Source organism: Trichormus sp. NMC-1, from assembly GCF_001858025.1.
GTDB lineage: Bacteria > Cyanobacteriota > Cyanobacteriia > Cyanobacteriales > Nostocaceae > Anabaena.
Genome location: NZ_LZQD01000007.1, coordinates 167,746 through 190,793, shown reverse-complemented (window position 1 = coordinate 190,793; position 23,048 = coordinate 167,746). Strand labels below are relative to the sequence as shown.

24 protein-coding genes and 1 tRNA gene are annotated in these 23,048 nt (G+C 38.2%); 11 read left to right on the top strand and 14 right to left on the bottom strand.

The genetic code is table 11. From position 1 onward, the window contains the following. Positions 1-112: 112 nt before the first annotated feature. The 3 genes from A9Y75_RS20560 (at position 113) to A9Y75_RS20550 (ending at position 2,031) form a co-directional block, all read left to right on the top strand. Positions 113-313, top strand: a complete 201-nt coding sequence (locus A9Y75_RS20560; protein WP_071191393.1) for a hypothetical protein — start codon at positions 113-115, stop codon at positions 311-313. A 117-nt stretch (positions 314-430) separates the two neighbouring features. Further along, a complete protein-coding gene (gene cobW / locus A9Y75_RS20555; protein WP_071191392.1) occupies positions 431-1,483 on the top strand; it encodes a cobalamin biosynthesis protein CobW in 1,053 nt (350 codons plus the stop codon). Between the two features lie 83 nt (positions 1,484-1,566). Next, entirely contained in the window at positions 1,567-2,031 is a 465-nt protein-coding gene (locus tag A9Y75_RS20550; protein ID WP_071191391.1) for an ABA4-like family protein, read from the top strand. A gap of 55 nt (positions 2,032-2,086) precedes the next feature. Here the strand turns inward: A9Y75_RS20550 and A9Y75_RS20545 are convergent, their stop codons facing one another. The 5 genes from A9Y75_RS20545 to A9Y75_RS20525 all read right to left on the bottom strand — a co-directional run bounded on the left by A9Y75_RS20545 (position 2,087) and on the right by A9Y75_RS20525 (position 4,875). Then, entirely contained in the window at positions 2,087-2,305 is a 219-nt protein-coding gene (locus A9Y75_RS20545; RefSeq protein WP_071191390.1) for an acetyltransferase, read from the bottom strand. A 111-nt stretch (positions 2,306-2,416) separates the two neighbouring features. Then, a complete protein-coding gene (locus A9Y75_RS20540; protein ID WP_071191389.1) occupies positions 2,417-2,725 on the bottom strand; it encodes a DUF3181 family protein in 309 nt (102 codons plus the stop codon). Between the two features lie 120 nt (positions 2,726-2,845). Beyond that, positions 2,846-3,103 carry a hypothetical protein gene (locus A9Y75_RS20535; RefSeq protein ID WP_071191388.1) on the bottom strand — a complete coding sequence of 86 codons (258 nt, stop codon included), beginning with the start codon at positions 3,101-3,103 and terminating at the stop codon, positions 2,846-2,848. A gap of 186 nt (positions 3,104-3,289) precedes the next feature. Further along, entirely contained in the window at positions 3,290-3,679 is a 390-nt protein-coding gene (locus tag A9Y75_RS20530; RefSeq protein ID WP_071191387.1) for a response regulator, read from the bottom strand. Next, complete coding sequence (locus A9Y75_RS20525; protein WP_071191386.1) at positions 3,676-4,875, bottom strand: GAF domain-containing protein; 1,200 nt, start codon at positions 4,873-4,875, stop codon at positions 3,676-3,678. Before A9Y75_RS20525 ends, A9Y75_RS20530 begins: the two co-directional genes overlap by 4 nt. A 649-nt stretch (positions 4,876-5,524) precedes the next feature. Between A9Y75_RS20525 and A9Y75_RS20520 the strand changes: the two genes are divergently transcribed. Beyond that, positions 5,525-5,722: a DUF2795 domain-containing protein gene (locus A9Y75_RS20520; RefSeq protein ID WP_071191385.1), complete on the top strand. Its 198-nt coding sequence runs from the start codon at positions 5,525-5,527 to the stop codon at positions 5,720-5,722. Between the two features lie 51 nt (positions 5,723-5,773). Here the strand turns inward: A9Y75_RS20520 and moaC are convergent, their stop codons facing one another. After that, entirely contained in the window at positions 5,774-6,280 is a 507-nt protein-coding gene (gene moaC, locus A9Y75_RS20515; RefSeq protein WP_071191384.1) for a cyclic pyranopterin monophosphate synthase MoaC, read from the bottom strand. A gap of 38 nt (positions 6,281-6,318) precedes the next feature. Here moaC and A9Y75_RS20510 point away from each other — a divergent pair. Next, a tRNA-Arg gene (locus A9Y75_RS20510) sits at positions 6,319-6,392 on the top strand. A 169-nt stretch (positions 6,393-6,561) separates the two neighbouring features. Here A9Y75_RS20510 and A9Y75_RS20505 read toward each other — a convergent pair. The 5 genes from A9Y75_RS20505 to A9Y75_RS20485 all read right to left on the bottom strand — a co-directional run bounded on the left by A9Y75_RS20505 (position 6,562) and on the right by A9Y75_RS20485 (position 14,739). Next, the gene (locus A9Y75_RS20505; protein WP_071191383.1) at positions 6,562-7,788 is read right to left on the bottom strand and encodes an MFS transporter; all 1,227 of its coding nucleotides are present in this window, start codon (positions 7,786-7,788) and stop codon (positions 6,562-6,564) included. Positions 7,789-7,835: 47 nt separating this feature from the next. Beyond that, a complete protein-coding gene (locus tag A9Y75_RS20500) occupies positions 7,836-8,825 on the bottom strand; it encodes a glycosyltransferase family 2 protein (RefSeq protein ID WP_071191382.1) in 990 nt (329 codons plus the stop codon). Between the two features lie 137 nt (positions 8,826-8,962). Further along, positions 8,963-9,658 carry a C40 family peptidase gene (locus A9Y75_RS20495; protein ID WP_071191381.1) on the bottom strand — a complete coding sequence of 232 codons (696 nt, stop codon included), beginning with the start codon at positions 9,656-9,658 and terminating at the stop codon, positions 8,963-8,965. Between the two features lie 201 nt (positions 9,659-9,859). Further along, positions 9,860-13,231, bottom strand: coding sequence for an ATP-binding protein (locus A9Y75_RS20490; protein ID WP_177176255.1), 3,372 nt, complete (start codon positions 13,229-13,231; stop codon positions 9,860-9,862). Between the two features lie 203 nt (positions 13,232-13,434). Continuing rightward, positions 13,435-14,739 carry a P-loop NTPase fold protein gene (locus A9Y75_RS20485; RefSeq protein ID WP_071191380.1) on the bottom strand — a complete coding sequence of 435 codons (1,305 nt, stop codon included), beginning with the start codon at positions 14,737-14,739 and terminating at the stop codon, positions 13,435-13,437. A 113-nt stretch (positions 14,740-14,852) separates the two neighbouring features. Here A9Y75_RS20485 and A9Y75_RS20480 point away from each other — a divergent pair, with 113 nt between their 5' ends. Continuing rightward, positions 14,853-15,791, top strand: coding sequence for a serine hydrolase (locus A9Y75_RS20480; RefSeq protein ID WP_071191379.1), 939 nt, complete (start codon positions 14,853-14,855; stop codon positions 15,789-15,791). Between the two features lie 87 nt (positions 15,792-15,878). On the opposite strand, the gene A9Y75_RS20475 is transcribed toward A9Y75_RS20480, so the two are convergent. Together A9Y75_RS20475 and A9Y75_RS20470 are read right to left on the bottom strand one after the other, a co-directional pair. Continuing rightward, a complete protein-coding gene (locus A9Y75_RS20475; RefSeq protein WP_071191378.1) occupies positions 15,879-16,223 on the bottom strand; it encodes a type II toxin-antitoxin system PemK/MazF family toxin in 345 nt (114 codons plus the stop codon). Beyond that, the gene (locus A9Y75_RS20470; protein ID WP_071191377.1) at positions 16,220-16,495 is read right to left on the bottom strand and encodes a ribbon-helix-helix domain-containing protein; all 276 of its coding nucleotides are present in this window, start codon (positions 16,493-16,495) and stop codon (positions 16,220-16,222) included. Before A9Y75_RS20470 ends, A9Y75_RS20475 begins: the two co-directional genes overlap by 4 nt. Before the next feature lie 187 nt (positions 16,496-16,682). Here A9Y75_RS20470 and A9Y75_RS20465 point away from each other — a divergent pair, with 187 nt between their 5' ends. Beyond that, the gene (locus tag A9Y75_RS20465) at positions 16,683-19,889 is read left to right on the top strand and encodes a glycoside hydrolase family 15 protein (protein ID WP_071191376.1); all 3,207 of its coding nucleotides are present in this window, start codon (positions 16,683-16,685) and stop codon (positions 19,887-19,889) included. A 41-nt stretch (positions 19,890-19,930) separates the two neighbouring features. After that, the gene (locus tag A9Y75_RS20460; protein WP_071191375.1) at positions 19,931-20,308 is read left to right on the top strand and encodes a GxxExxY protein; all 378 of its coding nucleotides are present in this window, start codon (positions 19,931-19,933) and stop codon (positions 20,306-20,308) included. Positions 20,309-20,357: 49 nt separating this feature from the next. Here the strand turns inward: A9Y75_RS20460 and A9Y75_RS20455 are convergent, their stop codons facing one another. Then, positions 20,358-20,660 carry a YkvA family protein gene (locus tag A9Y75_RS20455; protein ID WP_071191374.1) on the bottom strand — a complete coding sequence of 101 codons (303 nt, stop codon included), beginning with the start codon at positions 20,658-20,660 and terminating at the stop codon, positions 20,358-20,360. Between the two features lie 215 nt (positions 20,661-20,875). Here A9Y75_RS20455 and A9Y75_RS20450 point away from each other — a divergent pair, with 215 nt between their 5' ends. From A9Y75_RS20450 to A9Y75_RS20440, 3 genes are all read left to right on the top strand, one after another. Then, a complete protein-coding gene (locus A9Y75_RS20450) occupies positions 20,876-21,664 on the top strand; it encodes a MotA/TolQ/ExbB proton channel family protein (protein ID WP_071191373.1) in 789 nt (262 codons plus the stop codon). Continuing rightward, positions 21,654-22,310, top strand: coding sequence for a biopolymer transporter ExbD (locus tag A9Y75_RS20445; protein WP_071191372.1), 657 nt, complete (start codon positions 21,654-21,656; stop codon positions 22,308-22,310). The genes A9Y75_RS20450 and A9Y75_RS20445 overlap by 11 nt, the downstream gene beginning before the upstream one ends. A gap of 247 nt (positions 22,311-22,557) precedes the next feature. Beyond that, positions 22,558-22,920: a phage holin family protein gene (locus A9Y75_RS20440; protein WP_016953266.1), complete on the top strand. Its 363-nt coding sequence runs from the start codon at positions 22,558-22,560 to the stop codon at positions 22,918-22,920. The last annotated feature ends 128 nt before the right edge of the window (positions 22,921-23,048 follow it).

Here is a 23,048-nt window from a genome sequence, read left to right as displayed (position 1 = left end):
TGATCTAAGAAGTCGGGGATCTGGATCTTGTGGTAAAATTGAGGTTAAATCAAGCAACTTAGGTTATAATCAAATAAATATCAACAATTATTCCTTACCAATAACCACAACTATGAACAGGGAATTAGTGAAAAAATTAGTTGAAATTATTCATTGTTTATCCCCAGAAGAGAAACAATTATTGGAAACAGAATTACAAATTAAACCTGATTGGAATATTATCAAAAAAAGCATCCTTCAAAGAGGAGAAACACTTAACCAAAGACTTAACAATCAATCTTTACAAGATACAATTACTAATATGAAGGGATAAGATCCCCGACTTCTGAGATTAATTTACAATTTATTGACAAGTTGAAAAAAGAAGTCGGGGATCTGGAGGGGATCTGGATATTGTGGTAAAATCAATTAATAAAACCACACACAAAACATGGCCACAAAAATCCCCGTTACAGTCATCACCGGCTTTTTAGGAAGCGGTAAAACCAGCATTATCCGTCACCTACTCCAAAACAACCAAGGACGACGCATAGCAGTATTAGTCAACGAATTTGGCGAACTGGGGATAGATGGAGAATTATTGAAATCTTGTCAAATTTGCCCCGAAGATGAAACAGAAGAAAATCCAGAAAATACTAATATATTTGAACTGACAAACGGCTGTTTATGCTGCACTGTTCAAGAAGAATTTTACCCGACAATGCGGGAATTAATTAAACGCCGAGATAGTATAGATTATATTATCATTGAAACCTCTGGTTTAGCTTTACCAAAACCCTTAATTAAAGCCTTTCGTTGGCAAGAAATCCGCAACGCTGCTACAGTAGATGCAGTGATTACCGTTGTAGATTGTGCTGCGGTTGCTGCGGGAACATTTGCTAGTGATTTAGAAGCGATCGCTGCACAACGTCAAGAAGATGATAGTCTAGAACATGAAACACCATTACAAGAATTGTTTGAAGATCAACTTGCTTGTGCTGATTTAGTAATTTTGAATAAAACTGATTTAGTTGATAGTGAAACTCAAGCCAAAGTCCTAGAATTAGTCAAGAATGAATTACCTAGAGTTGTGAAAATTGTCTCTAGTGATTATGGTAAACTAGACCCATCTATATTATTAGGATTTGCAGCCGCAGTTGAAGATAATTTAGATTCACGTCCTAGTCATCACGACACAGAAGAAGACCATGATCATGATGATGAAATTAATTCAACTCACGTGATTTTAGACCGGACATTTGACCCAGAAAAGCTACAAGCAAGATTAGAAAAACTAGCACAAGAACAAGAAATTTACCGCATTAAAGGATTTGTGGCTGTTGCTAATAAACCCATGCGGTTAGTTATGCAAGGTGTAGGAAATAGATTTGATAAATTTTATGACCGTCCTTGGAAAGTAGAAGAAACAAAACAAACCAGTTTAGTTTTTATCGGTCGTAATTTACAATCTTCAGAAATAGAATCTCAATTAGTCAGTTTGTAAGTAGTAATCATCTTTCAGCTTGATTAATTTTTCCTCTTATCTCATTACTGTCACCTTTCACCTGTCAACTGTCACCTAATATTATGAATATCACAGATTTATTTAATGTTGCCAATCTTTTTGTTTTGCCTTTTTGGGCGTTAATGATTTTCTTACCTAACTGGAATGTCACCCGCAAGGTAATGGAATCTTATTTACCTTTTGTGGTTTTAGCTGGTGCATATTCCTATTTATTTGTCGTCAGTATTACTCCAGAAAACGCCGCTGCTTTATCAAATCCTCAATTAGCAGATATAGCCAAGTTTTTTGGTGATGAAACAGCTGCTGCTACAGGTTGGATTCATTTTTTGGTGATGGATTTATTTGTAGGTAGATGGATTTATTGGGAAGGACAAAAAACCAAGATTTGGACAATTCACTCTTTAGCTTTGTGTCTGTTTGCAGGTCCAATGGGTGTCCTTTCTCATATTTTCACATCTTGGATTACTAAAGCTTTTTCTAAAGGTTCTGAAGGTGTGAAGCTAGAAGAAAAAACTGCTGCTAATTAAATTAATATAGGGGTTTAGCAATGCTAAACCCTCCTGAATGATGCGGTAATTAATATTAAGCTGCTACAGATTCTCTATAGTGGGCATCTAACCAACAGCGCGGTAGTTTCTCCCCAGAGGGAAATACTAATTCTTCTTTTTGATAAATATCCGTTTCCTGTTCTTCTTGTCCTTCTTGGTCTTTGGCGTGGACAATTTCACTACTAGGATCAAGTAGTTCCTGAATATCGACTATTTTAACTAAATTATGGCTATCTTTGAGTTGTAAAAACATATACAAAATCCTCCATTAATTATTTTGTGTAGTGTTGATGTGTGAATTTTCAACGCAGAGGTACGCGGAGGTTAGCGCAGAGGTAAGAGGAGGAAGAGGTGAAGAGAGAGTTTAGATTTCTCTTTGGTATTTTTCCAAAATATCTACTAAGGCAACTTGGCATTGCAAGGGTAATAAATCAATTAAAGCTAGTTCCTTTCTACCACCACCAATTTTCACTGGGATAGATTCCAAGACTTGAATAACTTTATCTTCATTGACAGTCTTGGAAGTAATTAAAGGATATAACTGTTCAGCAACAATGGTATGAAGTTTGGCATTAGATAAATAAAGATGCCACTTAGCAACATCTATATAGACAGTTTCGCCAATTTCAGATGCTAGGGCTTCTAGTAATTCTGTGGTATTAGTTTTAGCCATTGAAATAACCTAATGGGAAATAATAGCCTGAACCTTCAGCTTATCTCACATTATCGCGCAATTAGCTAAAATATCTCTACTACCATAGGTTACAATTACCCCAGCTTCAGCAGTCATTCTTTAGGTGGATTCGGGTGGTGTTTGGTCGTAATTAGCGATCGCACTAATATAAATTAGATGCAGCAGTACTACACCTACCCAACCTAGCGTTAAAGGTGTTAACCACTCCCAGGATGTGGCTTTCAAGATGTGGAAAAACCACAACCCTGAATTGACAGTAGCAGCAACAGCTACATGAAAAGCAAAATTCATCCGGTCATCTAATTTGCGAAAATCTGGGTCTTTGCGATCAGGTTTGCGAGGCCAACGAGGAGGCATAAATAATAAATATTTGTGAATTTGTTACAGACGTTAATACACCCTCATCATTTTAAGGGTTTTAGGTGTCAGTTGCTTACATAAGTAGTCGTGCAAAATAAATTATCTAGTTAGGGCAGGGAATAGGGAATACAGAGATTTTTATTTTTCGGCAAAATGTCTAATTAATTTTGCTGAGGTAATTACCTACATTAAAGTAGCTGAATTTTCGTAAGCCAACTCCATAGTCTCCAGTAACTTGGGAATATCATAGGGTTTAGTTACCCAATAGGAAATACCCAAAGTTGAAACTAATTCCTCTGGATAACCATAAGCCGTAGCGAATATAATAGCTAAATTGATGCCCTGAATCTGAAGGTGTTGGTAAACTTCAACTCCTGTGAGTTCGGGCATTCTATTATCTAAAATCAATAAATCTGGTTGACACTTAACTACTTTTTCTAAAGCTTCTTTACCATCCTTTGCTGCTCTGACATCCCACCCTTCTTGATCCAGCAACAAAGAGAGCATCTCTCGACAATCTTGGTCATCATCTGCAATCAGAACTTTGCGCTTTTTTAAATTTTCATTATTCATAAATTTTTCTTGGTTATGGGTAGAGAAAACATCTCAGTCATTGGTTCTGACTGAGAAGTATTTAATACGGGAAGAGATGTAAAACTAACTTGTGCAAATTCAGAATAGGGCATTTTTTCTACTATAACTTTTACTGTGCCACCTTTACCTGCATTCTCAAAAGAGTTGAGAAAACAGCGCAGCAGCTTGCGTAACAGCGATCTGATATCTGCTGATACTGTAATTATCTCTGTCCAATCAGTGAGAATTTCCACCTTGCGGATAGCAGCCTCAGTTGCTAAAAGGTCTACCAAATCGCCCAAACTATCAGTAAGTGATAGAGGTTGAATTTGTCCGATTTCTAATGATGCCAAATTGCGCCAAATTGCAGCACGATGACGAAATATTTGAATTGATTTTTCAGCCTGTTGCAGTAATTGCATTGCATAATCTAAGCGATTAACAGCTACCATCCGAGAACTAATTTCCAGTTTTAACCGTGCGGCTTGATGACCTTGAATGATATCTTGGCGCAGTTCTTCTAATGGTTGATAATCATCAGGATTTGATGCTAACACACGACGAATATCTTTTTCTAAATTTCCTATCAATAATTCTGCTTCAATACCGTGAGATGCACATAGCAATATCTCTTTTAACCTTTGTCCCGCATCTGGACGACGGACGGATATACTTAATACACCAATAATCTCCCGGTTTTCGTCCCGCAGGGGAATTCCCTGGCAAGTAAAAGGATGAAATCCTTGAATAAAATGCTCTGCGGCCACAATTTCTACATAATCTTCTTCAGCTAAAGGAGTACCGATACCATTAGCACCAGCGACAGCTTCCGACAGCAGAGAACCCGGAGTAGGAAATGATTCGGAAGCTTGTACAGTTTGCTTGTCACCCACCACATCTAGTAGAATGGCTTGGCGATCGCTTAACATCACTGCATGACGATCTGTTCCAGCAGCCTGTGATAAGGTTCGGAAGTAGGGAGCAGCTAAATTAATCAGATCACTATGTTGCTTTACTAAACGTTCAGTCTCTAAGCTCGATAGTTTCTCGGCTTGAAGAGCGCGGTTATCAGCCCCTTGTAAATGCGATCTTTCCCAAGCACGATAGATTTCTGAGCGCAACATCTCAGCACGAATTCCGCCTGTTGATGTGTATATAAGTCCTGCTTCTACTGCATTATTTCCCTGAGGGGACATAGTTTTAACATCTCTTGGTGAGAAATATCACTGAGAACTTACGGAAAGCAAAAATTAGGAGAGGGTCAGGGAGAGGTAGGGAAGGGGGTTGGGGGGTTAGGTTTATATTATATTTTTTAACGCCCACTTACTTACAGCAGAATTCAGGAGTCAGGAGACGCTTCGCAGACCTATGGCTTACGCCACGCTGCGCTATCGGTTCAGGAGTCAGGAGTAAAACAGGCTTGGTGTCTAGGTTTCAATTTTGATTCTGTACCTCATTGATCTGCAATCTGCTGTATTATCAAATACAGCACTTCCCAGTGTTATGAGGTACAAGAACCCCACCCCCAACCCCCTCCCCGCAAGCGATGAGGGGGCTAAGATGTACTTCATAAGAGCGGAAACCGCTGTAATTATCAAATATTCTCAATTTTTATGCTCATGTCTCAACAGCTATAGCAATCCTAGTTGATGAATGAGAAATTTTTTAACGCACCGCCTAAAAAACAAAAAAAATAGAGAACTATCAGTTTTTATCCCTAAATTTTTACATCAACCAACTGGATGAATTTTTATTTTTTTGAATTAACATTTATTCATCTTTTTGATAGAGGGAGTTAATCAATCCACTTGTGAAGATGGTAATGACCTAAAGCGGTGGATAAAAATGGCTAAAGCAAATCCAGTTGAACTCCAAAAACATTTGAAAGGTGTTGACTATCCTGCTAATAAGGAAGAATTGATTGAACACGCTAGAGAGCAAGGAGCCGACAAGCAGCTGCTTTCATTACTAGAACAATTGCCAGAAGATGAAGAATATGAAGATCCAACCGAACTTAACAAAGCTATAGGGGAGATTCAGTAGGTTAGATCATGGGTAATTGGTAATAGATTTTCTCATCACCAATTACCCAATCTAAAATCCCGAATTGCTATAATCTCCTGATTTTCCACCAGTCTTACTTACCAAACTAATGGATTCAATTTGAATCGACTTTTCTAAAGCTTTTGCCATATCGTACAAAGTCAGCGCCGCCACAGAAACCGCAGTTAAAGCTTCCATTTCTACACCAGTTTCAGCTTTCGTTTTCACTGTGGCATAAATTTGATAACCAGGTAGTTGGGGATCTGGTATTACCTCAACTGTAATTTTTTGTAAGGGTAAAGGATGACAGAGGGGAATTAAATTAGAGGTCTGTTTAGCGGCCATAATCCCCGCTAACCTAGCAGTTCCCAAAACATCCCCTTTAGGAGCATTTCCGGCTTGAATGACGGCAAAGGTGGCTGGTAGCATCCGCACCCTGGCTTTCGCTACAGCTTGGCGCACAGTAGGGATTTTGTCAGACACATCAACCATTTGCGCCTCTCCTTGATCATCGAGATGAGTTAAGTTAACAGAATTTGCAAAAATATCTTGCGTCATTTGGGAAAGATGTGTTATTGTTAGATGCAGTCGGTTAAGGGTGTGTAGCTCAGTGGACTAGAGCACGTGGCTACGGACCACGGTGTCGGGGGTTCGAATCCCTCCTCGCCCGTTAAATGAAAATATAATAAACTGCACAAGCTCTTTGTTTAGGGTTTGTGCATTTTATTATATATATTTTTATAGCCGTGGACAGGGTGGCTAAGACATCAATTGATAATGAAACTTCCACTACAAGAGGGTTTTACTCCTGACTCCTGACTCCTGACTCCTGCTATATTTTATCTTTTCAAAGCATAAACATCTTTACCACGACCGAAGGCAAAGCGCAGGGAATGGGATAAATCGCGGCTAGACTGGGTGACGAAAATCAGAATGGCCAAGACAGTTAAACCAGTCGCAAAACCAAACATACTGCGATAGCCGATTTGTTCAGCAATAAAACCCACCACTGGGCCAGCTATAGCCAGTCCAATATCGAAGCCCATTAAAGATACGCCAAATATTCGCCCCCGTTCATGGGGTAAGGCTCGATCTGTCATCATCACAGAAATCATGGGAATAGCAGTACCAGAAGCTGCACCTTCAATAACTGCTGCTATTAGGAAAATTAAGGCGCTGTTTGCTTGCCAAATAAATACCATTGCTAAAGTATAGGCAATCAAGCTAAAAGTTACAAATAAACCACGTCCATATTTATCAGAAGCTCGACCGGCAAACAATCTAATACTAAAACTAGATATAGCAGCGGCAGTAAAAAACAACCCAGCATTTAAATCTACCCCTGTTGATTTGATGTACAAAGCGATAAATGTATGTACAGTACCTAAAGACAAACCAATTAGTAACAGAACAATAGCGGGTACACGCACACGGGGACTAATCAGCAATTGCCAAAATCCATCATCAGCAGTCTTTGTAGGTTGTTCAAGAATAGGTGGATTGACAATGGGCAAGATACATAGTAAACCCAAACTACCGGAAACAGCAGAGAAAATAAATAATGGAGTATAACCAGCTACTGCCATTAAATATCCACCTATAGCCGGACCAAGTGCTACACCGACGGGATTAACCAAACTCATATAACCGATGACTTCACCACGACGGTGTTCTGGTGCTAAGTCTCCTACTAAGGCGATGTAAGCTGTACCAAAGGCGGCAATACTGATGCCATGAAAGGCACGAATTACCATTAAAGGTAGAAGTGATTTTACTACCAAATAACCAAGGGGAGCGATCGCTGCCACTGACATTCCAATCAGCAACACAATCTTTCTCCCCCGACTATCTGCTAATGCACCAACTAGGGGACGAAATAGCAACATCCCAATGGCAAAGCTACCCATCACAGTCCCAATTTGTTGCTTTGTCGCGCCAATAGATTCGATATACAAGGGTAAAGTCGGCAACAATGAAGCTAAACTTGACCAAAATAATAAACCCGCCGCAAATAATATCAGCAGGTTTCGCCGCAGATCACGGTCAAAAGTATCAAAAGCTTTCACGGCAGATGCAATTTTAATGCTAAGTAATTTGTCTTTCTATTGTTACGTTACTTAACATTTTTTGCCACCACCTCTCGCACCCGATATATCGGCCTTCCTTGAGATTCATGATAAGTCCGCATCAATAACTCTGCCAATAGACCGAAGCAAAATAACTGCACGCCTGTTACTAGTAATAAAACCGCCAAAATCAGCAAAGGGCGATTCCCAATCATTTCAGCCCAAACCAATTTCAGGAAAGTCAGGTAAATGCCGATTCCCAACCCAGAAACCATTGAAATTAAACCAAACAGTCCAAAAACGTGCATTGGCCGGGTGAGAAACTTCTTCATAAACAGAATAGTTAACAAATCCATCAATACTCGGAAAGTCCGTGAAATCCCATATTTACTTTTTCCAAAGCGTCGCGCATGATGACGCACAGGCAATTCCGTAATTCTCGCCCCTTCGATATATGCCAAAGCCGGTAAAAATCGGTGTAATTCCCCGTAAAGATTCATATCTGCAACTAATTCGCTACGATAGGCTTTCAGAGAACAACCATAATCATGAATATACACGCTAGTAGTGCGGCGAATTAACCAATTGGCAATTTTAGAAGGAAGCAACCGATTTACCGCCCCATCTTGGCGATTTTGCCGCCAACCACTGACCAAATCATATCCCTCATCCAGCTTTGCTAATAACATAGGGATATCAGCCGGGTCATTTTGCAAATCTGCATCTAAAGTGATGATCGCTTTCCCTGTGGCATAATTAAACCCAGCCGCCATTGCCGCAGTTTGTCCGTAGTTACGTCGCAAAATTACCGCCTTTAAATCAGTGCGGATTTGGGCTTGTTCCTTGAGAAATTCCGCCGTACCATCGCTAGAACCATCATCTACACAGATGATTTCATAATTTAAATTACTAGCTGTGAGAGTGGAAGAAATGGCTTCTAGTAATAAAGGTAAACTTTCTACCTCATCTTTTATGGGTACAACTACGGATACATCTGGTAATTGGTAATTGGTAATTGGTAATTGGTAATTGGTCATAGGGATATTAAAACAGTTAGCTGGTTCCCAGTCTCTGACTGGGAATCATATCACAGAGGCTCTGCCTCTAGAGTCACTAAAGGCAGAGCCTTGTAGAATTCATTCCCATACAGAGTATGGGAACGAGGAATTACAAATTACGAATTACCAACATAGCTGTTCACAACTCTCCCAGCACCGCGTAATTGTTTATAATATGACTGACTAATTTGATCTCCTTGTTCCGAAAGTTGATCAATTCCAATTCCGTTACGTCCTTGTTCTTTTCCTGAACTGTGAATATAGCAACTATCACCTAAATATAAACCTACATGAGTTGCTTTTTGAGGAGTGCCAAAAAATATTAAATCCCCTAGTTGTAATTCATTAATATCAATTGGTTGGGTAAAAGCTTCTTGTTGATAAGCATCTCTTGGTAGCCACACACCCACAGATTTAAATGCTGCTTGCATTAAACCAGAACAGTCATAATTTGGTGCTACAGTTCCACCCCAAAGGTAATAATTATCTTGTTGTTTTGCAGCTTGAGTAAAAGCGATAATTTCCGGTATGCGTTGTTGAATTTCTGCGGCTGAGATGAATTGGGGTTGATATACTGCTTCTGCTGGTTGGAGAAATTGCAAATCTTGAACAGATAACCATCCTGGATAATCATCTTCACATAAAAGAACTTCTATAGCTGTATCTTGATGATTGGATGTGATTTTCAAATGTCGTCCTGTTGCGGCTTGAGTTGCTAAACGGACACATTCAGGAGAATCATAGAGACTTAAGTCAGTGTTACAGTGATATTCTGTTGTTGGGGAATGGGGAATTAGTACGTTTATTGACATAATTAATATTATCAGAATCAGGATATCCAGGATTTAAGGATGAACAGGATTATATAATCAATTATTGTCTGATAGCGAAGCGTGGCGTAGCCATATCAGGATGTACTGGATTTAAGCATTAACAATATTAAACGATGAACAAGATAATACAGCATATTATCGTGATTAATTCCTAAATCCTAACATTATCTGAATTGAAATTTATGGTTGAAACTCTGCTTTCAGTTCTTTGATGTAGTTATTTAGCGTCGCGATGTTCTGATCGTAGGCAGAATAGTCACCCAGTGAAACACGTTTTACATAAAATGCAAATTGCAGATTTCTCCTGTTAAAGAAGGTGAGGAATGGGTCTTTGAGGTTATCTTCGTTTGGACTAATTGGCCAGTTATTCTTTTTGTAATCCTCAAGTTTAGTGATCGTATATTCGCATTGGTCAATCTCCTGGTTGATGATATCTTTGATGTACTTATTTAGCGTGGCGATATTCTGATCGTAGGCAGAATAGTCACCCAGTGAAACACGTTTTACATAAAACGCAAATGGCAGATTTCTCCTGTTGAAGAATTTGAGGAATGCATCTGGCTTGAGGCTATCTCCATTTAGACCAATTGGGAACTGATTCTTTTTATATTTCTCAAGTTCAGGGATTATCTCTTTCGCAGCTTTGATTGTTTCTTTAGGTTTTACCGAAATGTAGGACTTATAAATTTCTGCTTTTTCTAATAACTCTTGGGTGGTTTTCAGATCAACCTTAGCCGTTCTAATTTGGTACTGTACTGTTTCTAAGTCAGTGTTAGCTTTTTTCAACTTTTTCAACTGATTCATCCCATAAACAGAAGCCATACCCGCAATTATTACTAAACCCACAGCTAAACCAGAACTTAATTTTAATCTTTTTTCTCCTTTTTTGATTTGTTCATCAGCTTGAATTTTCGCATCTGCTAATATTTTTGTTGCTTGTTGCTGCTGTTTTAATTCTACCTTTGTCTTGTTTAGTTCTGCTAATAACTCATTTCCCTGTTGTTGACGAATAAACTCAACTAAATAATCATGTACTAATTGATATCTATCCGCAGGTGATTCTGGTAACAATAACACCAAACCCGACGCAACGAAAATCTGTAAGACTAAATCTAGGTTTTCACTGTCTTCTACAAATTGTTCTGCTAACTCAATACGAGTTTTTAAAGGTCTTGTGCCATTTTCATCTGTGAGTAAATATAAAACCAGTCGAGCAACTTTTTTATTTTCTGCACCACAATCTTTAATAACATCTTCTAAAAACTTTTCAACTAATTTTTCTTTACCAAATTCTCGATATTGATCTAAAGTTTTAATTTGTTCTGATTGTAATTGTGTCCCCACAATTTGTAATTCAATCGGTCTAACTTCCCCAATATCTCCTGCTAAGTCTTTTACTAATTCATCTATTAATTCTGCTTGTAAATAAAAACGTGTTTTTTCAGTGAGACTTTTAATCACTGCTTTAGTATCTTCGGGCAAGAAATTACCCAAATGATAACGAATATTTTTATCAAGAATGTTATTGTTAGTAACTGTTAAATCCACTAAACGATCTAATTCTAATAAATAATGTAAATAATCTTCTCGTAAAGAAAGGACAATTTTTACGAAAGGAATATCTAAGCAGACTCGTAAAAAGTCATAAAATTGTCTTCTTTGTTTTTGCTCAGTATAGACAAAGAAAAATTCTTCAAATTGGTCAAATATCAAAACTGTTAATAAATTTTTATCGGCGTTTTTTCGCAATTGTTGAATAATTGTATCCGTAGAGTGTAGAGACGTTCCATGGAACGTCTCTACATTTAATTTGGATAATGTTTGTACATTTGATTGTAAATACTGTCCTAAAATTTCTATCCAATTTGTATAAATTCGTAAAAGTATCGGTAAAGCATCACGTTCTCCAATAGGTTCTTGTTGAAGTGCAGGAATTAAACCACCTTGTAAAATTGAACTTTTCCCAACTCCAGACTGTCCATGAATGACAGTTAATTTATGTTCATTTCCTGCAATTCTTCCCCGCAACCGTTTTACATCTTGTTCTCTACCAGAAGCAGAAATTTCTTGAGCAATTGTTCCTGTATCTTCAATATCTGAATTTTCAGATTTAATAACTTTGCGTTGGGGGTTTAAATAAGATGCACCAACAAAAGCTATAAATCCATATTGTTGTTTAATTTGTAATCTTGCTTGTTTAATTTCAAAAGCTTTCAAATATTGTTGTTCTTGAAAATACAGTAAATTTAATTCTTCTAATATATCAATATATAGTTTAGGATTATATTGTGGGAGGCTTTCATTTTTTGCAGTTTCTAAATTTTTAATTGCTGCGGAAATTTCTCCTAAAAATATTTGAGAACGTGCAAAAAGTAAGCGATATAAACCATATTCTTGAGATGGAATATTAGGAATATTAGTTAAAATATCTAATGCTTGCTGCGCGTACTGGTTTGCTTTTGTCCATTCTTCATTTTTTAATGCTACTTCTGCGAGAAAACCATAATTTTGACCTAACCCCCTAACCCCCTTCCCTGCTAGGGAATGGGGAATTAAAGCCTCTCTCCTTGTAGGAGAGAGGTTTGGAGAGAGGTTTTCATATAATTTTAGAGATTTTTGAGCGAAACTTTCTAAATCATTCCATGCTTTTAAATGTCGTAATATTTCACCTAAACGGTTGTTATATTCAATTACTAAATCTAATCTTTCTGCTTTTTCAAAAATATCTAAAGCTTGCTGTAAATAATCTCTCGCATTTTGCCAATTTTCTTGATTTTCAGTATTATTGATTTCAGCTTTTCGAGTATAAGCTAAGGAGATTTTCACCAATGTTATACCGTGACGTTCTAAATTATTATTCGCTTGCCAAAATTCTCGACTACGTTGATAATAAATTAAGGCATCATCTAGATGATCTTGTTGATATTCCCGTAAACCAAAAACCAAGTCTAAACCTGCTTGTATTTCTGGGTTTATATCTTCTCCTCTATCTTGTAAATCCTGACGTGCTGATTCTATTTCTTTGTAAATTTGAGGAGTAGGAATAACATCATTAGTAAAAATTCCTTCTGTTGTGTGTTGAAGTAGATTAATTAAATCCTCTGAATCATTTTCAAAGTCCAGAATACTACCCCAATTTTCTAAATCTGGTGCGACTCTGATAATTTTTCTGAGAATTTGATCATCTATCCAGATCAAGATCGGAAAAGGAAAGTTTTTTCTAAATTCCTCTCGAATTTGATTAGACAAACTCAAAACTACGTCTATGTTTTTAACAGAGTCTAAACCAGAAATCATTAAAGCTTGTGGTTGTTCATTTCCCAATTCTTGAGATATTTGATTGTACAGACTTTTAACTGATTCTGATAAAGTAATTTCTTTAATGGGTATAGAAGTTTCTTTTTTGAGTTGTGCTGCTATTTGCTGACGTAATTTAGCATAATTACAGCGCAGAAAAATCAGTGATAATTGACCTTGAGATAGCCTAATTGCTCTTAAAATAGTTCGTAAAGAGTTATCGTTATTCTCAGGAGGACTTTCTTGATTATTCATGATGTTGATTTTAGTGTAATTGTAGGTTGGGTTGAGGGAAGCGAAACCCAACCATTAAGGTTTAATGTTAGGTTTTTTGAACCCAAACTACGCAAGTTAATTATAGCAGTTCTCAATTGAGTGAAATGCAAGAACCCTTAACCCCTCCCCGCTGTTTCGTGGAGGGGAACTGGAATTAATGTTTTACTATGCAATGTGATTATTTATGATGTTAATTCCTTTGATTCTATCAAAATTGGATTAATATCAAACCAAGATCCGTCATCATCTCGATATTCAAAAACAAACATACTGCGAAGTAGGATATCATATTGTTCATTACCTCTATAAGTTTTTGTTTCCCATACTTCTTTTAGTAATTCCCATTCATCTGGTGTAATTGCTAAATTCAACTCATTACAACGTTTTTTGATAACGCTTTCTACACATTTTCGAGAAATTGGTGTATCTTCCATTTGCAAACAGCGAAATAATAACATTAACAAGTTCCGCAAATGACCACCGCTAACTTTACAAAGTCGTTCTAATGTTTCAGGACTCTCAAAAACTTTTGTAATTAAATTTTGACTTTCTGACCAATTTACACCAGGAAAAGCTCTTTTCATTACCATTTCTTGTAGTAGTTTAATTCCTGCTTGATAATCTGCACCATTTCTTTGTTTAATAGCCACCATTGGTAATACTTTTGGATCTACTCCAAAGCGATTTGTTAATCTACCTAAAGCGTTAGAAAATATGAGAACTAGGGGAATTGTATAAACAACATGACAGTTTAATTTGTTTAACTGTTCACCACGTTCTACAAATAGATATTCTGGCTGATATTGACCATTTGGTTTCAGTGCATTATCTACCCTATCAAGGTTATCAATGATCACAACTAAACCTGATTTACCTTGTTTTTTCAGTCTTTCTTTTGCAGGTATGAGTAATTCTTTGTTAATTGATTCTAAAATTCCATTGGTGCGCGGTTCTAAATATTGTCGTAGTTGACTACGCAGTTTAGGACTATCTTTAGTTTTAGCGGTAATTTTGCCAATACCTACAGATAATTCAGCTTCCACACCAATATCTAGGGGTGTTTGTAAAAATTCAGCTATTTCTGTAAATAGGTTTTGAAAATATCCTGGTTTGAGTTTAATTTGTGCAGATTCTAAACTTTGGCTAACTTCACGGGCTATGGCTAGTAAAATATCTGTAATATCAATATCAGCTAAATCTAAACTTTGGCTAGACTCAAAATAAACTACATGAAATCCTTGTTCTTGTAATTCTGCTTTCAACCGCAGCAATTCAGTAGACTTACCGCAACCAATATGTCCTGTAAATAATTGACAAGTCGGTGTTTCTGGAGAAAGTAGGGTAATAGTTCGTTTTAATTCTCTAATTATTTCTGCACCCCGCACCTCTGAAAAATCAATATAGTATTGTTCATCTTCAGCTTTGCTTTTATCAAGAGTTTTATTCGGGTTGCAAGCTTGATAAAACCTCATTAAATCAAGTGTCATGATAAATTACCTAAAATCAGCCTAATTATAGTTACTATCTCAGTAATTATACAGGTAATGATAGGATGAAGCGAGAAACTAGACTCCTGATAGCATAAGGAAATTATTCACAAATGGTTTTTTTTAATAAAAACGAACAACTAGAACATCTCGGTAATGAAATTTTAGAGGCAACTTGGTCTAAATTTACAAGTTTAGCTCGTAACCAAATTGCTTTAACTTGGGTTGTTTATGATCCACCAGTGCTAGTAAATACAGGTGGTGCGTTGACTCCTGATGCTTTTTGGAATCATCCGGTGCGAGGATTTAGTTATCGTGGTGTTGAACGTACCTATCCCGCTAGTGTAGTCAAGTTGTTTTATTTAGTAGCGGTTCATGAATGGCTAGGAAAGGGAATGAGCAATACTTCCAAGGAATTGGAGCGAGCTTTGCGGGATATGATTGTGGACTCTAGTAATGATGCTACCAGTTTAATTGTCGATATTCTCAGCGGTACTACATCGGGAGCAGAGTTACCCCCTGGCCCTTTTGAAACTTGGAAATATCAGCGCCATATTATTAATCGCTATTATCAGTCTTTGGGGTGGGAGGAAATGGCGACGATTAACGTCTGTCAAAAAACTTGGGGTGATGGCCCCTATGGAAGAGAAAGGGCGTTTTATGGAGAGATGTTTGAAAATCGGAATATGCTGACTACCAATGCTACTGCTAGGTTATTGCATAGTATCGTGGGTGGGGTAGCGGTGTCGAGTGTGCGATCGCAATCCATGATGTCTTTACTCAAACGCAGTCTTAACCCTGATGAGTTACCCCAAGACGTGGAAGAAGACCAAGTTACAGGCTTTCTAGGCAGTGGATTACCCCAAAATAGTCAAATCTGGTCAAAAGCCGGTTGGACAAGTTCTGTGCGCCATGATGCGGCTTATATTGAATTACCAGATCAGCGTCCTTATCTATTAGTAGTATTTACGGAAGGGAAAGAACAAGCGAAGAGTCGGGAAATCTTACCGTTTGTTTCCGGAAAAATTGCGGAAGCAGTTAGCAATTTATAAACATGATACAAATGGTGCGTTAACAGAAATTAACGCACTTTACCAAATTTAAACAGCGCCGAATCTTGAATTGATTAATCTTCCTACTCAACCGGGTAAATCTAAAGCAATCAACAAAGCCTGTGCCAAATGCGCCATTACCACTTCAGAAAGTACCCCTCTTAAACGCAAAAAGCGGGTTTTAGACAACACCCGCACCTGATCTGCCATTGCGATTGAGTCTTTCCTCAGTCCGCCATCTGGTGCTAAAATTAAAACTTGAGTAGGGTAAACTCGCTTCCCGTCTTGATAGGTGGTACAAGGTACTGCCAAAACCACAGGGCTAGATAGATTAATCACGTCACGACTGACTATAATTACGGGGCGAGTTCCTCCCTGTTCTGAACCTTCAGTCATTTCTAGACGCGCATCATACACTTCACCCCTTCTCATCTTGGAGATTCCCCTAGCTGCAACGCCTCCCACTGAGCCGGCGCAAATTCAGCCTCCATTTTTAATACTTCGGTCTGATAATCTGGGTCTTTTGCCATTTCCGCCAAAGCAGCATCAATTTCGGCTCTCTTTTGGGCTGCTAATTCCCGCTTCAAAGCCTGCACCACAAAATCATTCCTACTTTTGGCTTTTCCCTCTAGGACTGCTTTATCTGTAGCTTCTAGCAGTTCTTTCGGGATTGTTAACGTCGTGCGAATTGTTTCTGCTTTCATGGCGCGTTCTAGACTGTGATGTCTGAAGTGATGCTTTATATGATATCGTTTTGAGCATCAATTAATAAGTGCAAGTTGGTCATTAATAATTTCCACATTTAGACATCAGTAATGATATCGGAATTCAGCAATCAACAGCCTTGCTGTATCGAGTTACATTATTTACCTCGCCGTTCCCCAGCAACTTATGAAAACACCCATAGCATTGTCAACTCGTCTGGATACTTACTACCAGCAAATCAAGACAATTATCATAGCTCGTCAAAATCCCATTACTGGTTTGCTTCCTGCGAGTACAGCAATTACCGCTCATGGTGATTATACTGATGCTTGGGTAAGAGATAACGTTTACAGCATTTTAGCAGTTTGGGGTTTAGCTCTTGCATATCGTAAACTAGACAACGACGAGGGACGCACCTATGAACTTCAGCATAGTGTTGTCAAGTTAATGCGTGGCTTGCTGTTTGCCATGATGCGACAAGCACAAAAAGTAGAAACATTTAAACATACTCAATCTTTATTAGATGGACTGCACGCTAAATACAATACAGCCACTGGTGACATTGTAGTTGGTGATGACGAATGGGGACATTTGCAACTTGATGCAACATCAATATTTTTACTGATGTTGGCGCAAATGACTGCTGGGGGATTATCAATTATTTATACACTTGATGAAGTTAACTTTGTCCAAAATTTAGTTTATTATATTGGCCGAGCTTACCGCACTCCCGACTTTGGCATTTGGGAAAGAGGAAATAAAATTAATCATGGAAGTGCTGAATTAAATGCTAGTTCCGTAGGAATGGCTAAAGCAGCTTTAGAAGCTATCAATGGACTCAATCTTTTTGGTATACATGGAAGTCAAACTTCAGTAATTCATGTACTACCCGATGAAATTGCTAGAGCCAGAATTACCTTAGAATCTTTATTACCAAGAGAATCAGGTTCTAAAGAAGTTGATGCAGCGCTTTTAAGTATTATTAGTTATCCCGCTTTTGCAGTGGAAGATGTGCAATTGCGAGAACGGACTTTTAATAAAATTATCACCAAACTCGCAGGTAAATACGGTTGTAAACGCTTTTTGCGAGATGGACATCAAACCGTTTTAGAAGACACTCAACGCTTACATTATGAACCTGGGGAATTAAAGCAATTTGAAGATATTGAATGTGAATGGCCGTTATTTTTCACATATTTAGTTCTGGATGGTATATTTCGCGGTGAACAAGAACAAGTTAAACAATATCAACAACTATTAGAATCATTACTTGTAGAAAGTGAAGGAATAGGGTTATTACCTGAACTTTATTATGTCCCCGCTGAAAACGTCGAAGCCGAAAAATTAGCACCACAAACTCAACCGCGTTTACCTAACGAAAATATCCCTTTAGTTTGGGCGCAAAGTTTATACTTACTGGGTCAAATGTTGAGTGAAGGATTAATAGCAATTGGCGAAATTGATCCTTTAGGTAGACATTTGTGTATAAATAAAAAACGCGAAGCCTTAATACAAATTGCTTTGTTAGCAGAAGACGAAGAATTACAAGCAAAACTAGCAGTTCACGGAATTGAAACCCAAACTCCTACCCAAGTTGAACCAATTCAAGTGAGAAAATCTGGGGATCTTTCCCACATTTATACACAAATTGGGCGGAATGATAAACTCGGTTTAACTGGTCGTCCGATACGACGTTTGCGGAGTTTGACAACATCAAGAATTTTTAGGATTTGCGGTGAAACCGTTGTATTTTTGCCATCTTTTCTTGATTCTCAGCAGTTTTATTTAACTCTTGATTACCATTTTTTGGTAGATCAACTGAGAAGTGAATTAGCTTATATTCAAAAATATTGGAGTGATTTAGGTCGTCCGACTCTGACTTTAATGTTAACTCACACCATGTTAGAAATTGGTTCCGAAGCATTATTAGAATTAATGCAAGAACTAAAAGATGGTGTTTGTAACGGTGTCCAGGTAAAATTAGGGCGAATAAATCAGTTAATGCTGACAGCAGGAATGCAAACAATTGATTTTCTTCCCAATGCCGAATTTTCCCAATTACCATTAAAAAATGCCGGGATACGTTGCTATTATCTAGCTTATAATCCGGCGAAAAATTGGCGGTTAGGACATACCCAAGAATTCCAAATGGAATGTGAAACTAACCTGAATTCATTGTTGCTGCATTTGCGTTCATCAGAAAATATTTATGAGCAAATTGAGTTATTACAAACTTTAAAACGGTTACAAAGCTTAGAATTTGATACAGGATATGGTGGTCCTGGACGGCCTGTAACAGTAGCAGATTTACTGGATGAAGTTTACACCAAAGCCGGAGATTTAGGCATTTGGGCGGTAGTGCGTCGCGCTGCGGGTTTGCGCCGAATGGTGGATATTGGCTTGTCTGATGCAGTCACAAGTATAGTGGTACGAGGTAAGCAAATTGCTGTAGGTAGGGCTTACAGTGAGGCTTCTCTGATGGTTGTACCCATGTCTCACCATGAAATTGCGGAAAAAATAAATAACTTCTGTCGTGAGGATATCCGCGATCGCGTTTTGACGCAAGAGATTTTGATTTATTTGGGTATATTAATCAAATCAGAACCAGAATTATTTCAAGGACTGCTAACCCTAAGAGTTGGTTATTTGATTCTATTAATTACCAGCGAACTAGCTCAAGAACTGCACGTTACTCAAGATGAAGCCTACGATTACTTAATGCAACTTTCGCCATTTGAAGTAAAAATACGCTTGTATAAAGTCTTAACTGGTTATAGTGGCGTAAGTGGTTTATTACGTCAACAAGAATCACTTCACGTCAAACAAAAAGAAAGTGATATCGCTTGGGTAATTTTACCAGCAATTAGCGAAGAAATTGCCATTAATTCCGAAAATTGGCGGAGATTTCGCCAAGCAGAAGGCGCACTGAACCGAGTTCCCAAAAACTTTTTTAAACAAGTTTGGCTATTAATGCAACATTGTAAAGGTCTAGTAATTGGCGATAAATTAGAACGACGCAATCGTTTAGATAGTGAAATAATGCTTTCCGAAATGACATCAGGAGAAAGAAATTTTGCTTTGCTAGTTGAACATTTGCTAAATAAAATTGAAGCCCCAGAATATCGCCAAGTTAATGTAGAAGCATTGATGGAATTAGCCGCCATAGTCGCTAATAACCCCAGCTTGCAAATTGAAGAATATATAGTTTTAGATGTGTTAGTCGGTCACGCAGTGCGGTTAGCATGGCTAGAAAATCATCCCCATCGCAGTCATCATTATGATGAAGATAAAGGTTTAGCATGGCCATATTTTTACAATACTTCTCCTCAAGATTGCGCTAATTATATTTTGAAGGCGTTTAGGTTCTTGATAGAGTTTGGAGAAGATGCTTAAACGCAGAGGAACACAGAGGTAAGCGCGGAGGAACGCAGAGAATGCAAGAGAATGAGTTAAGTGGGTTGATTATTGGTTGTGCGATGAGGATACATACTGCGTTGGGACCTGGGTTGTTAGAGTCAGCTTATGAGGAATGTTTAGACTATGAACTCAAAAAAGCCAATCTCAATATTGGTAGACAAATTCCTGTACCCTTGATTTACGAAAATGTAAAACTAGATTGTGCTTATCGGTTAGATTTGCTAGTCGAAAACAAAATTATTGTCGAAGTTAAAGCAGTCGAATCCTTAAATCCGATTCATTCCGTTCAACTTCTCACCTATCTCAAACTAGCCAAATGTAAACTGGGACTCCTCATCAACTTTAACGTCCTCCACCTCAAAGATGGCATCAAACGAGTAGCTAACAACCTCTAACTCCGCGTACCTCCGCGTTAACCTCAGCGTGACTCAGCGTTAAAAAAACTTATTTCACAGAAACAGCATCAACATCAACAGTATTATCTGTAGATGTAGACTCATTAACGCTAGTTTCTACATCACCTTTTTTCGCTTTCCAGCCATCAATAACTAATCCAGAAACTTCAGAAACTAGTAAAGTCAAAAGCAAAACATCATCAATTTGTCCAATAACAGGTATAAAATCGGGAGCAATATCTATGGGGCTGAGAAGATACGCTATTGTACCCAGAATTACCCACCAACGGTATTTGGGGTTACGAAGTGTATTCCGATACCAGCTGTAAAGCGATTGAATTGAGAAGTTCATATTTCTAACCTCCAGTTATTTTTATTTTGGCAAATTCTCTTCTAAACTCCCGGTGGGAATAACCGCCCTAGTGTGTATAGAAGATGGTACTAGTAAGGAGTTATTTACTACTTATCTAGCGATAAAGTGGGTGAGTGTGGTAATGGTGCATTAATCTTTAAAATTAAAATGCTCTAGCATTGTTGCTCTAGTAATGGAGGGAGGAAACCTACATAGTGGATATTTTAGATTTGTTTAAGAAGGGCGGCCCGGCAATGTGGCCTCTGCTGGTGCTGTCTGTCCTATCTGTAAGTGTCATTTTCGAGCGTCTGTGGTTCTGGTTGCGGATTTTGACACAGGAAAAGGAAATAGTTGAGCGCGTTCTTGATGCTGCTGCGGAAAATTGGGAAATAGCTACAGAAATTGCCCAAAAAGCAGTAGATCAACCGATTGGACGTTTTCTCTATGCACCGCTACGTTTACAAAAAGGTGATGCGGAAACCTTTCGATTGGCGCTAGAGTCAACGGCGGGTGAAGAAATAGCAGATATGCGGAGGGGAGAAAAACTTTTAGAATCTGTGATTGCTCTCTCCCCGCTATTAGGATTGTTGGGTACAGTTTTAGGTTTGATTCAGTCTTTGCGCTCAATTCGCATTGGCGATTTGGGTACTGAATCGACGGCTGGCGTAACTACTGGGATTGGGGAATCCTTGATTAGTACGGCAACTGGGTTAATCGTTGCGATCGCTACTTTGGTATTTTATCGCCTGTTTCAGGGTTTTGTTGTTAACCAAGCCAAAGTTTTTAATAAAGCTGGGAATGATTTAGAGTTACTCTATCGTCAGTTTCCCCCTGATCCTCATCAAAGTACATCAGAAATTGTACGGGAATCTGCACGGGAACGCTTTAATCCACCCCGCAAGCGAGGTAAAAACAAGTTTACTGAAACTCCTGAAACTCCTCTGGAGGAAACACCCCCAAATTCTCACCCTAACTCGTCACCAGAGCTAGAAAATGAAAGTTAACCTGCATACTCCCGTTGAAGAAGTCCAGATTCAAATTATCCCTTTAATTGATGTCGTTTTTTGTATTCTGACATTCTTTTTGTTGGCAGCCTTGCAATTTACTCGTCAACAAGCAATTAATGTTGATTTACCCAAAGCCAGCACAGGTACAACTTCTGCTGCCAGTTCACAGAAGAGTAGCAATATCTTACCTGTGACTATTGATGCTGTTGGTCAAACTTACATTGAAAAAGATCCTGTCAGACGGGAGGAATTAGAAGCAAGATTAAAACAATATGTCCAAGCAAATCCTAATGGCATCTTGGTGCTGAATGCATCGCGTACAGCAACTTATAACGATGTCATCCAAACATTAGATTTGCTGCGGCAAGTGGGAGGTAATCGTGTGTCTTTGGGAATTATTCCTGGGCCATCTCAACCACTCACCAACTCACCAATTACCCCGATGATGCCAATACCTAACACGGTACCAATTCCGGGCAGTGATTCTCAAGGCAATTTTAACCCTTCTCTGCCCCCAGCCCCAAATCAATTCCCTGGAACTGGGGAAGGTATCAATCCTGGTATTTCACCTATAGTTCCCAACAACAGCGTCCCTCAAGTGCCTGTAGCACCGGGAAACGGCAATTCTACACCTAAAAGGTGACACAATTTCTGTAAACGTTTGTATGTGAAAATCCCCCAAACCCTGTTTAATAGTATGGGCTAGGGGGAATTTTATTTTTTAGAAATATCAAGAAAAATTGGATAAACCTAAAGATATCTAAAATAAAATCCAGTTGGAATAAGAACTGCTGCTAATTTATAAATAATTGGTTAAGCTACAAAGATTTTTCTATCAATAAACCAAGTAATTTATCGCCATCACCATTTACGTTTCAAGGGTTGCGGCAATGAATATTGTGACACTGTTAATTGTTTGGATAGTCACTTCTATCAGCTTGTGGATTATTAGCAAATTGCCTTTTGGGGTTGAAATTGATACTCCAGGGAAAGCCGTCTTTTCCGCTGCAATTCTTGGTATTATTACAGCATTAGTCAGACCAATTCTAGGTGCTGTATTCATTATCCCAAATTTTGCCACATTTGACTTATTATCTGGTATCTTCACATTCATGATTGCTGTGGCTTGTTTTAGTATTGCTGCATGGTTAGTGGAGGGTTTTCGCTTACGTTATGGTGTTTGGAGTGCTGTTTTAGGAGCTTTTGCTCTGACTGTTATTAACAGCGTACTTTACAAATTACTGGGTGTGTAAATAATTCGTAATTCGTAATTGCTAATTCGTAATTTAGAATTTACTACATGGTAAATTTTCTTAGTTGTAAACAAGGTTGCTTTGCATTGACTATTTTATGATCTGCAACCTTTAATTACGAATTACGA

Coding starts and splice junctions, on each gene's coding strand:
- A9Y75_RS20495 (WP_071191381.1), bottom strand. CDS start 9,658: ATGTCAATAAACGTACTAATTCCCCATTCCCCAACAACAGAATATCAC.
- A9Y75_RS20535 (WP_071191388.1), bottom strand. CDS start 3,103: ATGCCTCCTCGTTGGCCTCGCAAACCTGATCGCAAAGACCCAGATTTT.
- A9Y75_RS20490 (WP_177176255.1), bottom strand. CDS start 13,231: ATGAATAATCAAGAAAGTCCTCCTGAGAATAACGATAACTCTTTACGA.
- moaC (WP_071191384.1), bottom strand. CDS start 6,280: ATGACGCAAGATATTTTTGCAAATTCTGTTAACTTAACTCATCTCGAT.
- A9Y75_RS20470 (WP_071191377.1), bottom strand. CDS start 16,495: ATGAAAGCAGAAACAATTCGCACGACGTTAACAATCCCGAAAGAACTG.
- A9Y75_RS20480 (WP_071191379.1), top strand. CDS start 14,853: ATGGTTTTTTTTAATAAAAACGAACAACTAGAACATCTCGGTAATGAA.
- A9Y75_RS20540 (WP_071191389.1), bottom strand. CDS start 2,725: ATGGCTAAAACTAATACCACAGAATTACTAGAAGCCCTAGCATCTGAA.
- A9Y75_RS20560 (WP_071191393.1), top strand. CDS start 113: ATGAACAGGGAATTAGTGAAAAAATTAGTTGAAATTATTCATTGTTTA.
- cobW (WP_071191392.1), top strand. CDS start 431: ATGGCCACAAAAATCCCCGTTACAGTCATCACCGGCTTTTTAGGAAGC.
- A9Y75_RS20500 (WP_071191382.1), bottom strand. CDS start 8,825: ATGACCAATTACCAATTACCAATTACCAATTACCAATTACCAGATGTA.
- A9Y75_RS20455 (WP_071191374.1), bottom strand. CDS start 20,660: ATGAACTTCTCAATTCAATCGCTTTACAGCTGGTATCGGAATACACTT.
- A9Y75_RS20465 (WP_071191376.1), top strand. CDS start 16,683: ATGAAAACACCCATAGCATTGTCAACTCGTCTGGATACTTACTACCAG.
- A9Y75_RS20545 (WP_071191390.1), bottom strand. CDS start 2,305: ATGTTTTTACAACTCAAAGATAGCCATAATTTAGTTAAAATAGTCGAT.
- A9Y75_RS20525 (WP_071191386.1), bottom strand. CDS start 4,875: ATGTCCCCTCAGGGAAATAATGCAGTAGAAGCAGGACTTATATACACA.
- A9Y75_RS20520 (WP_071191385.1), top strand. CDS start 5,525: ATGGCTAAAGCAAATCCAGTTGAACTCCAAAAACATTTGAAAGGTGTT.
- A9Y75_RS20440 (WP_016953266.1), top strand. CDS start 22,558: ATGAATATTGTGACACTGTTAATTGTTTGGATAGTCACTTCTATCAGC.
- A9Y75_RS20475 (WP_071191378.1), bottom strand. CDS start 16,223: ATGAGAAGGGGTGAAGTGTATGATGCGCGTCTAGAAATGACTGAAGGT.
- A9Y75_RS20530 (WP_071191387.1), bottom strand. CDS start 3,679: ATGAATAATGAAAATTTAAAAAAGCGCAAAGTTCTGATTGCAGATGAT.
- A9Y75_RS20550 (WP_071191391.1), top strand. CDS start 1,567: ATGAATATCACAGATTTATTTAATGTTGCCAATCTTTTTGTTTTGCCT.
- A9Y75_RS20460 (WP_071191375.1), top strand. CDS start 19,931: ATGCAAGAGAATGAGTTAAGTGGGTTGATTATTGGTTGTGCGATGAGG.
- A9Y75_RS20485 (WP_071191380.1), bottom strand. CDS start 14,739: ATGACACTTGATTTAATGAGGTTTTATCAAGCTTGCAACCCGAATAAA.
- A9Y75_RS20445 (WP_071191372.1), top strand. CDS start 21,654: ATGAAAGTTAACCTGCATACTCCCGTTGAAGAAGTCCAGATTCAAATT.